The organism is Pedobacter westerhofensis, from assembly GCF_900182595.1.
Lineage (GTDB): Bacteria > Bacteroidota > Bacteroidia > Sphingobacteriales > Sphingobacteriaceae > Pedobacter > Pedobacter westerhofensis.
The window spans coordinates 22,553-36,119 of the sequence record NZ_FXTN01000015.1 but is presented as its reverse complement, the minus strand read 5'-3'; the positions used below and the strand labels follow the sequence as shown (position 1 = coordinate 36,119).

General features: G+C 45.5%; 9 protein-coding genes. 6 read left to right on the top strand and 3 right to left on the bottom strand.

What is annotated here, in order from left to right; all coding sequences use genetic code 11:
* Positions 1 to 72: 72 nt before the first annotated feature.
* Positions 73 to 2,031: a 1,4-alpha-glucan branching protein GlgB gene (glgB, locus tag FN831_RS24425; RefSeq protein WP_142530944.1), complete on the bottom strand. Its 1,959-nt coding sequence runs from the start codon at positions 2,029 to 2,031 to the stop codon at positions 73 to 75.
* Positions 2,032 to 2,087: 56 nt separating this feature from the next.
* Positions 2,088 to 4,559, bottom strand: coding sequence for a glycoside hydrolase family 31 protein (locus FN831_RS24420; RefSeq protein ID WP_142530839.1), 2,472 nt, complete (start codon positions 4,557 to 4,559; stop codon positions 2,088 to 2,090).
* Between the two features lie 173 nt (positions 4,560 to 4,732).
* Between FN831_RS24420 and FN831_RS24415 the strand changes: the two genes are divergently transcribed.
* From FN831_RS24415 to FN831_RS24405, 3 genes are read left to right on the top strand one after another with little or no spacing between them, the layout of a single operon-like run.
* Positions 4,733 to 7,171, top strand: a complete 2,439-nt coding sequence (locus tag FN831_RS24415) for a penicillin acylase family protein (protein WP_142530838.1) — start codon at positions 4,733 to 4,735, stop codon at positions 7,169 to 7,171.
* A 3-nt stretch (positions 7,172 to 7,174) separates the two neighbouring features.
* Positions 7,175 to 7,531: a hypothetical protein gene (locus FN831_RS24410; protein ID WP_142530837.1), complete on the top strand. Its 357-nt coding sequence runs from the start codon at positions 7,175 to 7,177 to the stop codon at positions 7,529 to 7,531.
* A gap of 15 nt (positions 7,532 to 7,546) precedes the next feature.
* Positions 7,547 to 8,530, top strand: a complete 984-nt coding sequence (locus FN831_RS24405; RefSeq protein WP_246101745.1) for a LuxE/PaaK family acyltransferase — start codon at positions 7,547 to 7,549, stop codon at positions 8,528 to 8,530.
* Between the two features lie 35 nt (positions 8,531 to 8,565).
* Here FN831_RS24405 and tyrS read toward each other — a convergent pair whose 3' ends face one another.
* The gene (gene tyrS, locus FN831_RS24400) at positions 8,566 to 9,852 is read right to left on the bottom strand and encodes a tyrosine--tRNA ligase (protein ID WP_142530836.1); all 1,287 of its coding nucleotides are present in this window, start codon (positions 9,850 to 9,852) and stop codon (positions 8,566 to 8,568) included.
* A 62-nt stretch (positions 9,853 to 9,914) separates the two neighbouring features.
* Here tyrS and FN831_RS24395 point away from each other — a divergent pair, with 62 nt between their 5' ends.
* The 3 genes from FN831_RS24395 to dapA are packed head-to-tail and all read left to right on the top strand — an operon-like array spanning position 9,915 to position 13,516.
* The gene (locus FN831_RS24395; protein WP_142530835.1) at positions 9,915 to 10,598 is read left to right on the top strand and encodes an ACP phosphodiesterase; all 684 of its coding nucleotides are present in this window, start codon (positions 9,915 to 9,917) and stop codon (positions 10,596 to 10,598) included.
* A gap of 9 nt (positions 10,599 to 10,607) precedes the next feature.
* On the top strand, positions 10,608 to 12,620 hold the full coding sequence (gene ligA / locus FN831_RS24390; protein WP_142530834.1) for an NAD-dependent DNA ligase LigA: 2,013 nt from the start codon (positions 10,608 to 10,610) through the stop codon (positions 12,618 to 12,620).
* 14 nt (positions 12,621 to 12,634) lie between these two features.
* Positions 12,635 to 13,516 (top strand): 4-hydroxy-tetrahydrodipicolinate synthase, encoded by an 882-nt coding sequence (gene dapA / locus FN831_RS24385; protein WP_142530833.1) that lies wholly within the window; start codon positions 12,635 to 12,637, stop codon positions 13,514 to 13,516.
* Positions 13,517 to 13,567 lie beyond the last annotated feature (51 nt).

The following is a 13,567-nucleotide window of genomic DNA, read 5'->3' as shown; positions in this document are numbered from 1 at the left end:
ATACAGGTTTATATTTGGTTAGAATAGGGATGATTCCGGATGGATCATCCCTTTCTTTTTAACCATTATTTTTTATTGTTTCAGGATCATCGCACCCAGCGGTGCGATATTGATCTCTACAGAATATTCCCTGCCATTTGCGCTTACATGCTCGGGTTTCAGGAACCCTGCATTGCGTTTACCGCTTCCAAAGAATGCTGCATCATCGCTATTAAAAATCTCTTTCCATTTGGCTTTAAATGGCAGCCCCATTCTATAGTTCTCCCGGTATACCGGTGTCATATTCAAAATTACGATCAGTGTATCCTCTGCCTTATGCCCTTTACGGATATAAGCAAAGATGGAATGATCAGCATCATCTGCACTCAGCCATTCAAAACCTTCAGGAGAGAAATTAAAGTTGTAGAGCGCAGGTTCAGAGCGGTACAGTTTATTAAGCGCCTTTACAAAGGTTTGCATTCCACGATGTGAAGGATACTGCAGCAGGTCCCAGTCCAGCGACCTGGTAAAGTTCCACTCTCCGTTCTGGGCAAATTCATTGCCCATAAAAAGCAGCTTGGTTCCGGGCTGTGTAAACATATAGGCATACAACAGGCGCAGATTGGCGTGCTTCCGCCATTCATCGCCCGGCATCTTATAGATCATCGAAGATTTACCGTGCACCACTTCATCATGTGAAAATGGCAGCATAAAATTCTCCGTAAAAGCATAGGTAATACTAAAGGTCAGCTGATGGTGGTGATGCTTTCTGGCCAGCGGATCAGTTTTAAAATACTTCAGCGTATCGTTCATCCAGCCCATCATCCATTTCATCCCAAATCCAAGTCCGCCATCGGCCACGGCTTTGGTCACGCCCGGATAGGTACTGCTTTCTTCGGCAATCGTTTGTACGCCCTTAAAGTTCGTGTAGATAGAATCGTTGAGGTCTTTCAGGAACTGTATAGCACCGAGGTTTTCTGAGCCCCCGTATTCATTCGTTGCCGCATCTCCCGCTTTTCTGGAGAAATCAAAATAAAGCATCGAGGCTACTGCGTCTACCCGCAGCCCGTCTGCATGAAACTGGTCCAGCCAGTACATCGCATTGCTGATCAGGAAAGATCTTACCTCATTCCTGTCGTAGTTAAAAATATAGGATTTCCAGTCGGGATGAAAGCCCTTGCGCATATCGGCATGTTCATAAAGGTGCGTACCATCAAACTGGAATAAGCCATGGGCATCACCCGGAAAATGCGAGGGCACCCAATCCAGGATTACTGCGATATCATTTGCATGCAGCTGCTCAATCAGGTACATCAGCTCCTGGGGTGTCCCATGTCTGGAACTCGCCGCAAAATAACCGGTGATCTGGTATCCCCATGAAGGGAAATATGGGTATTCCATAATCGGCATCAGTTCTACATGCGTAAAACCCATTTCAAGAACATATGGAATTAAGCTGTTCGCAATTTCTTTGTAAGTCAGTATCCTTTCCGGCTCCGAAGGATCACGCTGCCATGATCCCAGATGTACTTCATAAACAGACATCGGCTGGTCCAGTGCATTTAATTGCGGCCGTTTTTTTATCCAGCTTTTATCCTTCCATTTATAATCAGTATCCCATACAATCGAGGCCGTTTGCGGAGGATGTTCCCATCGCGTTGCAAAGGGGTCGCCCTTTTCAATTGCAGAACCATCAAAACCCCTGATAAAATATTTATAGATTGTTCCTTTGCCGGTGTGTGGGATAAAGCCTTCCCAGATACCAGATTCATCAAGCCTTTTATATAACCGGTGTGAAGTTTTGTTCCACTGGTTAAAGTCGCCCATTACATATACATCCTGCGCATTGGGCGCCCATACAGAAAAATAGGTGCCCTTTACCTGATCAGACTCAACCAGATGTGCGCCCATTTTCTCATACAGGCGAAAGTGCTTGCCCGAAATAAACAGGGCTACATCAAAATCTGTTAGCAGGCTAAAAATCCATACCGTTGCATCATCACGTTTAGCCACTATTTCATCTGCAGCTTTGCGCTGCTTAGCTTTAGCCATCATTTATGGGGTTATATTCGATTCTTAAATTCTTCCAGCCAGATACAGGGTGTTAATTAAACACCCTGTATCTGTATTTCAGAAAAGTTTTTGTTGGATTTAAAGCGTAGAGAATTACGGTCGTCAATAAAATAATCCTTAATTTCCATTCCATCCACGCTCACCTTCTTCACTCCAAAAGGAATGCCAATTAAATTATAATTATAGAATTCATAGTTGGGTGTGTACAGCCCTTCCAGTTTTTGCTCAATGATCAGGCTGCGCTCTGTGCCCTTTACAATGAATTTTTTCTCCGAATAGATATCCTGTTCATAAGCAAACGTATCCCCGTGGTCTTCAAAGAAAAATGAATTCACCTCATAGTTAGCATAATAGATATTCAGCAGTACTTCCTCTATATTTTTCTCGCCTGTATACTGCATTACCGGGTACTCAGGTATCACTGCCCCTGCCCTGATAAAGATCGGCATATCTTCCAGCGGGGCTTCAATATGGTGTTCGTTCTCACCGGCAAGCAGCTCATGTGTCCAGAAATTATACCACTGTCCTTTCGGTAAATAGACGGTCCTGGATACCGCATCCTTTTCCAGGATCGGGCATACCAGGATCTTATCACCATAGGCAAATTCATCCTGCCTGAAATGGTTGGCTACATTTTCCTGCTCCAGCATTACAAGAGGGCGCAGGATCGGGAAACCATAACGGTGATGTTCCCAGAATACCGAATAAAAATATGGCATTAGCCTGTACCTCAATTCAATAAACTTCCTGTTGATACTGGTGTAAGGCTCTCCGAAGCTCCATGGTTCCCGTTCCGCGGTATCCCCGGCAGAGTGTGCACGCATGAAGGGGGAGAATGTTCCCAGCTGTATCCAGCGGGTGAATAGTTCCCCATCGGGCTCGCCGCTGAACCCGCCGATATCGGTACCACAAAACGGAACGCCGGAGACCGACATCCGCTGGCACTGTATATTTCCAATTTTAAGATGCTCCCAGCTGGCCACGTTATCGCCCGTCCACACACAGCCATAGCGCTGCATGCCAGAATATCCCGCACGCGTAATCGTAAAGGGGCGTTTGTTGCGCATCAGTTTTTTCAGGCCGTCATATGTAGAGCGTACCATCTGCATCCCGTAAACATTGTGTGCCTTACGGTGCGAACCTCTGAATCCGTCGTAATTGTGACGTACGTCGTTTGGAAAAGTACCGGCCCCGAAAACTGCCGGCTCATTCATATCGTTCCATACACCGGCAACGCCCATATCCACCAGCTCCTTATAGAGCCCGCCCCACCACTCCCTTACCGTAGGGTTGGTGAAATCGGGAAACTGACATCTTCCCGGCCAAACATGGCCTTCCATAAAATAGTCGTCGCTCCTTCTGCAGAAATAGTTATTGTCTTTTCCTTCCTTAAATACCCAGTAGTTATCGTCTACTTTGATTCCCGGATCAATCATCACAACGGTTTTAAAACCATCATTGGCCAGTTCCTTGATCATCCTGCGGGGATCAGGAAAATGCTTTTTATTCCAGGTAAAACAACGGTAGCCGTCCATATAATCAATGTCAAAATAGATGGCATCGCAGGGGATCCTGTTAGAACGGAAGCCATTGGCTACCTCTTTCACCTTGGTTTCCGGATAATAGCTCCATCGGCACTGGTGATAACCCAAAGCCCATTTCGGCGGCATAGGGTGTGTGCCCGTCAGCGTCTGATAGCGCTTCAGCACGTCCATCATATGCGGGCCATGGATATAATAATACTGCAGCTCACCCCCATCGGCCCAGAAACTGGTCTTGTTGTTATCTTCCTTTCCAAAATCAAAATAAGAGCGGAAGGTATTGTCAAAAAAGATCCCGTAGGCCGACTGCTGATGCACACCCGTATAAAATGGGATGGTGCGGTACAGCGGGTCCTGGTCCCAGCCGAAAGAATACGCATCTGTATTCCAGTTCTGGAAATGGCGGCCACGCAGGTTCATGTTGCCCGACTTATCTCCCAGGCCAAAGAAATTCTCTTCGGGAAAGCATTTTTTAGTCGCAAAAACATAGTAACCGCCAAATTCTGCATTTTCTTCCCAGTGCATCGGCGAAGCATCCTCACTCATAATCAGCTGGGTCAGGTTTTCAGTAAATGACACGTGAAAATCGTTTTTCCTGATTTTGCAGGTAATTGTATTTGTAGCAATATGATAGGCCTCTTCCATTTCTACCATACTGAAAGTACTCACTTTCTGATCTACCACCGGAACAGCATAAGAGAAGTCATCGAGAAAAACTCCATGAGGAGCCAGCCTTACCCTGATAATCTCATCGCTCACAATCCTTACCTCAACAGTGGCCTCTCCATCTGAAAAGAAAAATCTGTTGCCCTGCTGGCGGACAGTGTGAACTTGAGTAAGATATTTCTTGACAATCGGCTTGAGATCAAGTACCGGATTGTTCAAATGCTGTATAGTTTCTTCTACTATTTCTTTAATGTTCTCGCTGTTCTTTATTTCGTTTCCTTGTTCTTCAAATTCTTCCATAAAAATGGTTTCTGTATTTTGCTCGTATAGTAATAAGGCCTGATTGGCATAGCTAAAGTGTTAATTATTATATCAAAAGACAAGGTTTGCAGAGATTATCTTCAATTTTCTGTAAATTGCCCTAATGGTATAAATTCACTTTTGTACCTCTGAAAAGGGGTTTTATCACAACTATGAAGAACAAGCTCAAAGCATTAATCTGCGTCACTATACCTGTATTACTGGCATTAGCCTTAAATACAAAATTTGGCAGCCTGCCGCCTTTGCTGAAATTCCTTAACCCCTTTACAGGATTCTGGCAGAATGCAGATAAGCTGCAAACGCCATTGCAGACCAATACTGCACTTTCAGGCACCAGAGAAGCGATAGAAATCGTTTACGATGACAGGATGATCCCCCATATCTTTGCGAAGAACGACCATGATGTATATTTTGCACAGGGTTATGTGACAGCAATGAACCGCCTGTTTCAGATGGATTTTCAAACAAGATATGCTGCCGGCAGGATATCGGAAGTTGTAGGCATCAAAGCGATAGAACTGGATAAATACCAGCGCAGAATGGGAATGGTATACGGCGCCGAAAATTCGCTGAAAGGTATGATGGCTGATGCAAAATCGCGCGACATGGTAAATGCCTACACCGAAGGCATCAATGCGTATATCCATTCGCTTTCCAATGCTCAGCTGCCCCTGGAATATAAACTGCTCGACTTTAAACCGGAAGACTGGACGCCATTAAAATGTGCGCTGCTGCTGAAACAGATGTCGGCCACCCTCGCTATGGGCTCTACCGAATTCTACATGACCAATATCCTGAAGAAATATGGCCCGGAGGTAACAGCGGATCTTTTTCCCGATTACCCACATAAAGAAGATCCGATCATTCCGGCAGGCACAGCCTGGAATTTTAAGCCACTGCAAATCCCTAAAGCCCCCGCTTCATTTACAGAAGCGACAACAGGAAAAGTAAAGCCAAACACCCTTGAAGATGGAATTGGCAGCAATAACTGGGCACTGGCAGGTGCAAAAACTGCATCAGGCTATCCTATCCTTGCAAATGACCCGCACTTAAACCTTACCCTTCCGTCCATCTGGTACCAGATCCAGCTCAATGCACCGGGACTCAATGCCTATGGCGTGTCTTTGCCCGGCGCTCCGGGAATTATCATTGGTTTTAACGAACATACGGCATGGGGCGTTACCAACGTAGATGCTGATATCCTCGATTATTACCAGATCAAATTTAAAGACAGTTCGCATCAGCAATATTGGTACAATAACCAGTGGAAGAACACTACCAAAAGAATGGAAGTGATTAAAATACGGGGCAGCAGGAACGAAACCGACACCGTATTTTATACCCACCACGGCCCTGTGGTATACTTTCAGAAACCAGCAAAGCTGAAGCTGGCAGACAATGTACCCACAGGAAATGCGCTCCGCTGGATTGCGCATGAGCGCTCTAACGAAATGATGGCTTTCTACTATCTCGACAGGGCTAAAAACTATACGGATTACCGGAAGGCGTTAACCTTTTATACTGCACCGGCACAAAACTTTATCTTCGTTTCATCGGATAATGATATCTCTATTACGGTAAACGGGAAATTCCCGCTCAAGTATAAAGACCAGGGCAAATTTATCCTTGACGGAACCGATCCAAAAGACAACTGGCAGGGCTGGATCCCCGCGGCAGAAAACCCAACAGTAAAAAATCCGGAGAGAAACTTTGTGAGCTCCGCGAACCAATCATCCACAGACCAGACCTACCCTTACTATATCAACTGGAAATTCAACAACTATGAAAGGGGAAAAAGGATCAACGACAGGCTGAAAGCAATGACAAAGGCTACGGCAGACAGCATTAGGATCATGCAGAGTGACAGTTACAGCATCCTGGCACAGGATGTGCTGCCGGCAATGCTTGCCGGAGTGGCAGCCGGTAAACTCAATGCCACACAGCAAGAAGCTTTTGACATCATCAGTAAATGGGACAAGTTTTACAGTCCAAACGCGATTGGGGCCAGCATATTTGAACTATGGACAACACGCCTGTTCAGCGATATCTGGGCTGACGAATTTACCGATGCCAGCAGTCCGATGCAGTTTCCGTCCAAAGACCGTACCGTACAGCTGATCCTGAAAGAGCCTGGCTCCAAATGGTTTGACAACGTAAATACACCTGCAAAAGAAACACTTAACGACCTCCTGAATGAATCCCTGAAATATACCTGCGACAGCCTTGAAAAAAGATTTGGCCCCATCGGCAGATCCTGGGAATGGGCAAACCTGAAACAAACACATGTGCCCCATTTGCTGAACCTCACAGGATTTGGTTCCAAAACACTGATGACCGGCGGGGCAAAGGGTACCATCAACGCACAGAATGAGAGCAACGGCCCCTCCTGGAGGATGGTAGTAGAGCTGGGGAAAAAACCTGCAGGACATGGCGTTTACCCCGGCGGGCAATCCGGAAACCCCGGAAGCCCTTTTTATGATAATATGATCGATACCTGGGCCGGCGGAAAGTTATATGATCTTTACCTGATGTCTTCTCCGGCCGATCACCGCGACAAGATGATCTCTCACCTGACAATCACAAAAAAATAACACATGGTTTTTCTCGTCATACTCATTGCCTCCTTTTTATTACAACTGGTTTTGCCCTGGTGGATCATTGTCATCATTTCTTTTGCTACCTGCGGGATTATTGGCAAAACGGGAAAGGTAGCATTATGGCATCCTTTTTTTGCCATTCTGATTTTATGGACCGCTATGGCCCTATTCAAAACTATTCCTAACCACAATTTGCTGGTTACCCGTATAGCTCAGCTGTTTGGCTTGCAGGCATGGTGGTGGATTCTCGTAGTTACAGCCATACTTGGCGCTTTTGTTGCCGGTGTAAGCGGTTTTTGTGGTTATCATTTTCGCAAAGCAGTGATTGCCACTCAATCGAATACTAAACTTTAATTGTATTTTTGCAGCGTGAAAATTTCAATTCCTTCAGTATTTTCTATTAGCAGCGAAAAAGAGTTTTGTGATGCGGCACTGGCCATATTCAGGCACCAGGCGGAGCATTGTGCTCCCTACCGTGAATTTATAGGACACCTCCACGTTGATCCGCTGCAGGTGAAAGACCTCGCCGCCATCCCCTATCTGCCTATTAGTTTCTTCAAAAGCCACAGGGTAGTCAGCGGAGATGGAAAAGAAGAAATTATCTTCAGCAGTTCGGGCACTACAGGACAAACGCAGAGCCGCCATTTTGTAACCGACCTGCAATTGTACGATGAAAGCTTTAACCGTGCTTTTGCACAGTTTTATGGCGGGGCCGAAGATACCTGTCTGCTTGCACTTCTGCCATCTTACCTGGAACGGGACGGATCTTCGCTGATCTACATGGTTGATGCGCTGCTCAAACAAAGCGTTCATCCGGAAAGCGGATATTTTCTGCACAACCATGGAGACCTTTACCAGAAGCTGGTCACACTAAAAGAAAAGGGACAGAAAACCATTCTTATTGGTGTTACCTATGCCCTGCTGGATTTTCTGGAAACCTACCAGCTGGATTTTCCTGAACTGATTGTTATGGAAACAGGCGGCATGAAGGGCAAAAGGAAAGAGATGGTAAGGGAAGAACTGCACGATATCCTGAAAAGCGGATTTGGCGTTAGCGCGATTCACAGTGAATACGGAATGACAGAACTTTTATCACAGGCCTACTCTAAAGGTGAGGGAGTATTCGAATGCCCTAACTGGATGAAAATTGTATTGAGGGATACAAATGATCCTCTGACACTTCTGAATTCCAGTCAGACCGGAGGAATCAACGTAATCGATCTTGCAAATATCAATTCCTGTTCGTTTATTGCCACGCAGGATTTGGGCAGGTTATCCTCTGATGGATCGTTTGAAGTATTGGGGCGTTTTGACAATGCCGATATCAGGGGCTGCAACCTACTTGTACAATAAGCGGGCTGCACAAAAGGACAGCCCGTTAAAAAAACCTATTCTGCGATCAGCAGGAAATAATTCTTCTTGCCTTTCTGAACAATAATATATTTATCACTGATCAGGTTGCCGGTAGTGTAAACTGCACTTGCCTCTGCTACCTTTTCCTTGTTGATGCTCAATCCACCGCCCTGCACGGTTTTCTTTACTTCTCCTTTTGATGGAAAAACTGTTGTTTTTTCTGCCAGCAGTGTAGCGGTATCAATTCCCGCAGCCAGTTCATCCCTGTTCACAGTAAACTGGGGCACGCCTTCAAAAATTTCCAGCACATGTGCCTGGCTCAACGTTTCAAGGAAAGAGAGGGCCCCATTGCCAAACAAAAATTCAGAAGTTTTTAAAGCCGTTTCCAACGCTGCTTCGGAGTGTGTCCTGATCGTGATATCAGTGGCCAGGGCTTTTTGTAAAATTCTTAAATGAGGTGCTGCATCATGTTCAACTTCCAGCTGCTCCAGTTCTTCCTGGCTTTTTAAAGTAAAGATGCGGATCCACATTTTTGCATCAGCATCTGTAGCATTCAGCCAGAACTGGTAAAATTTGTAGGGAGAAGTTTTCTCCGGGTTTAACCAGATCGCGCCGCTTTCTGTTTTACCAAACTTGGTGCCGTCAGATTTCTTGATCAGCTGCGTGGTCATCCCGTAAGCGGTACCACTTTCCTTTCTCCTGATCAGCTCTGTGCCGGTAACGATGTTTCCCCACTGGTCAGACCCGCCCATTTGTATGCTGCAGTTGTGATTTTTCCACAGGTAATAAAAATCGTATCCCTGTACAAGCTGGTAACTGAATTCTGTAAAAGACATTCCGGTATCACCTTCCAAACGCTTTTTCACGCTGTCCTTTGCCATCATGTAGTTTACCGTGATATGTTTGCCCACATCCCTGATAAAATCTAAAAAGCTGAAGTTTTTGAACCAGTCGGCATTGTTTACCATCACCGCACCATTGCCTTCATCACTAAAGGTCAGGAATTGCTTCAGTTGTTTTTTTATCCCTTCCAGGTTTACCGCAAGCGTCTCCTCATTCAAAAGGTTCCGTTCGTCTGATTTGCCTGAAGGATCTCCTACCATTCCGGTAGCTCCGCCCACCAGAGCATAGGGCTTATGGCCGGCGCGCTGGAAATGAATAAGCGTCATGATCTGTGTAAGGTGACCAACATGTAAGGAATCAGCTGTAGGATCAAAGCCGATATATCCCGAGCACATGCCCTCATTTAATTTATCTTCTGCATTGGGCATGATATCATGCAGCATGCCTCTCCATCTTAATTCGTCAACAAAATTGGTCATTATTCTATACTTTTTGGCAAAGATAAGAAAAGCCTTGTTAAAAAATTTCTACTTTTAAAGCGATGAACTTCCTTTCCCATTTTTACTTTGAGCGAAAAAACACGAACGATTATATCGTAATGGGCGTAGTGTTGCCCGATCTGATTAAGAATGCAGATAAAAACTGGAACCTTAACCCGCAGAAAGACGAATATTTGTTCAGGGACGTACCAGAATACGATGCCCTGCTTAAAGGATGGAAAAGACATCTTGAAGTGGACAGGATATTTCATTCCTCAAACTTCTTTAAAGAACAGACCGCCATACTCAAACAGATGATCCTTCCGGCTGTGGAAACCGGGCCGGTTAAAGCCTTTTTTCTGGCGCACATTGGCCTGGAGCTGATCCTGGACCATTTGCTGCTCACACAGGACATAGTGGATACGGATATCTTTTACAGTCAGCTGCAGGCTTCGCGCAGCGAAGGCCTGACTGGTTTTTTACGCCTTGCCGGGCTGCCGGACCAGCGTCGTTTTGACAAATTCCTGGATGAGTTCATCAAAAGCAGGTACCTTTTCAGTTATGCTAAAATTGAAAACATCACCTATTCCCTTAACCGGATCTGTATGCGCCTGTGGACAGAGCCCTTCCAGCAGGAACAACTGGATATTCTTACCAGCCAGCTGGAGGAATTTAAGCAGCAGCTGCAGAATAATTTCCTGACGATCTTCCACGAAGTAGGAAAAGAGCTGAACAAAAATAAATAACTTCGCGTCATGTCACAATCTTCTATTCAGGACACTATGGATGCCATGGTTAAGGAACTTAACCAGCACAGCTACAATTATTATGTTTTGGCGATGCCTACCATCGCCGACTATGAGTTTGATAAAAAACTGGAAGAACTCAGCAGGCTCGAAAAAGAACACCCTGAGTTTGCAGATCCGGATTCGCCTACACTTAAAGTGGGCGGTGATATCACTAAGAACTTTGTGACCGTCAAGCACAAATGGCCAATGCTGTCCCTGGGCAACACATATAATGAGCAGGACCTGCGCGACTTTGATGAGCGTATTAAAAAATCTATAGGTGAAAATTTCGAATACGTTTGTGAGCTCAAGTTTGACGGCTTATCCATCAGCCTCACCTATGAGAATAACAACCTTTCAAGGGCAGTTACACGCGGAGACGGAACCAAAGGTGATGATGTGACCTCCAATGTAAAAACAATCAGCAATATCCCGCATCACCTTAAAAAAGCAGATGCCCCTCCCCTGTTTGAAATACGCGGCGAGATCCTGATGCACAGGGCCGCATTTGAAAGACTGAACAAAGAGCGGGAAGAACTGGGCGAGCTTTCATATGCCAATCCCCGTAATTTTGCCTCGGGGACAATAAAAATGCAGGACCCGAAAGAGGTGGCAAAACGGCCGCTGGATGCTTTCTTCTATTCCTGGAATACAGAAAAAGAGTATTTTAAAACGCATTGGGAAAGCCTTGAAGCACTGAAAAAATGGGGCTTCCATGTATCGCAGGATACTAAATTGAGCAGCAACATTGAGGAAGTCCTGGAGTTTATCCACTACTGGGAACAGCAGCGCTTTAAGCTGACTTACGACATTGACGGAATTGTGATCAAGGTAAACAGTTTCTCGCAGCAGCAGGAACTTGGGTTTACGGCTAAATCACCCAGATGGGCAATTTCTTACAAATATAAAGCCGCAGAAGTAGAAACAGTACTGGAACGCGTGAGCTACCAGGTGGGCAGAACAGGTGCGGTTACGCCTGTAGCCAATTTAAAACCGGTACTGCTGGCAGGAACAACGGTAAAGCGGGCAACTCTGCACAATGCAAACGAGATAGAAAGGCTTGACCTGCATGTTGGTGATACCGTAATGGTGGAGAAAGGCGGAGAGATCATCCCCAAGATCATGAATGTGAACCTGGATAAACGTGCACCGGGCGCCAAAAGGGTAATCTATCCGACGGAATGCCCCGAGTGCGGCACTGCCCTCATCCGTAACGAAGGCGAAGTAGCATTTTACTGCCCTAACGATGAAGCCTGCCCTCCCCAGATTGTTGGAAAGATCCAGCATTTTATTTCGCGCAAAGCGATGAACATCGACGGACTGGGAGATGAAACAATAGAATCTTTTTATCAGCGGGGACTTGTAAAACATATCAGCGACCTGTATATCCTTAAGGATAAAGCCGAGGAGCTTAAAAATATCGAGAGGTTTGGTGAGCGCTCGATAGAGAATATGCTGAAAGGCATAGAACTCTCCAAAGAAATGCCTTTTGAAAAGGTGCTTTTTGGCCTGGGTATACGCTATGTTGGCGAAACTGTGGCCAGGAAACTTGCCATCGGGACAAAAAATATAGATAACCTGATTGCCGCTTCAGCGGAAGAGCTTACTGCGATTGACGAGATCGGACAGCGGATTGCAGAAAGCATCATCGAATACTTTAGTAATCCCGCCCACACTGATCAAATTAACCTGCTGAAATCCTATGGATTACAATTTGAAGCAATAAACACAGTGATTACTCTGCAAAGTGACAAATTAACTGGAAAAACATTCGTAATTTCGGGGGTTTTTGAAAATCACAGCAGAGAAGAGCTGAAGGAGATCATAGAAAGCAACGGCGGGAAGATATTGAGCAGCATCTCTGCGAAACTGAACTATCTGGTTGCCGGTGATAATATGGGGCCTTCTAAATTGGAGAAAGCCCAGAAACTGAATATTCCCCTGATTTCGGAGGAAGATTTATTAGAGCTATTGAAGTAAAAAGTTAAATAAAAATGAACAGATTCCATGGAACGGGTGTAGCACTGGTTACACCATTTAATGCAGATGGGTCGGTAGATTACGACGGTTTAGAGAAACTGATCAACTACCAGATCGACGGAAAGGTAGAATACCTGGTATCATTGGGTACCACAGGAGAGTCGGCAACACTCAGCAAGGAAGAGAAGAAGAAGATCTGGGCATATACAGCAGAAATAAATAACGGACGGGTACCTCTTGTAGCAGGTATCGGCGGAAATTATACAGCAGAAGTAATAGAATCGATCAAAGATTTTGACCGTAATGGTTATGACGCCATACTTTCTGCCAGCCCGTATTACAATAAACCAACACAGGAAGGAATTTATCAGCATTACAAAGCCATCAGTGAATCTACTGATATGGATGTGCTGTTATACAATGTACCCGGCCGCACGGCCAGTAATGTAAGTCCGGAGACAACATGCAGGCTGGCGCATGACTTTAAAAATATTATAGGCACGAAAGAAGCATCGGGAAGTTTTGACCAGTTTAACCAGATTATGAGAGATAAACCTGCAGATTTTCTGCTGATCTCTGGTGATGATCCTGTAGCACTGCCAATGATCGCCTTAGGCGGGGCAGGTCTGATTTCCGTAGTAGGGAATGCGCTGCCGTTTGAGCTGTCAGAAATGATCAGGCTTTCTCTTAAAGGCGATTTTAAAGCCGCTCAGCCATTGCATTTGCAATTGGTAGAGTTTACACGCCTGATGTTCGCAGAAGGCAATCCGGCAGGCGTTAAAGCTGCTTTAAAACAACTTGGTATCTGCGGTGACTACGTACGTTTACCACTTGTACCCGCTTCTGCTGGTTTAAACCAGGAGATTGCTGCCCAAATCGAAAAGATAAGGCCATAAGATGCTGCCCTTCCTGGGCGCAAACGAAAAACGCCCCGTTCATACCGGGGC

Bases quoted from the DNA above. Each gene is read 5' to 3' on its own strand.
- tyrS (WP_142530836.1), bottom strand. From the start codon at position 9,852: ATGACCAATTTTGTTGACGAATTAAGATGGAGAGGCATGCTGCATGAT.
- ligA (WP_142530834.1), top strand. From the start codon at position 10,608: ATGTCACAATCTTCTATTCAGGACACTATGGATGCCATGGTTAAGGAA.
- FN831_RS24415 (WP_142530838.1), top strand. From the start codon at position 4,733: ATGAAGAACAAGCTCAAAGCATTAATCTGCGTCACTATACCTGTATTA.
- dapA (WP_142530833.1), top strand. From the start codon at position 12,635: ATGAACAGATTCCATGGAACGGGTGTAGCACTGGTTACACCATTTAAT.
- FN831_RS24420 (WP_142530839.1), bottom strand. From the start codon at position 4,559: ATGGAAGAATTTGAAGAACAAGGAAACGAAATAAAGAACAGCGAGAAC.
- FN831_RS24410 (WP_142530837.1), top strand. From the start codon at position 7,175: ATGGTTTTTCTCGTCATACTCATTGCCTCCTTTTTATTACAACTGGTT.
- glgB (WP_142530944.1), bottom strand. From the start codon at position 2,031: ATGGCTAAAGCTAAGCAGCGCAAAGCTGCAGATGAAATAGTGGCTAAA.
- FN831_RS24395 (WP_142530835.1), top strand. From the start codon at position 9,915: ATGAACTTCCTTTCCCATTTTTACTTTGAGCGAAAAAACACGAACGAT.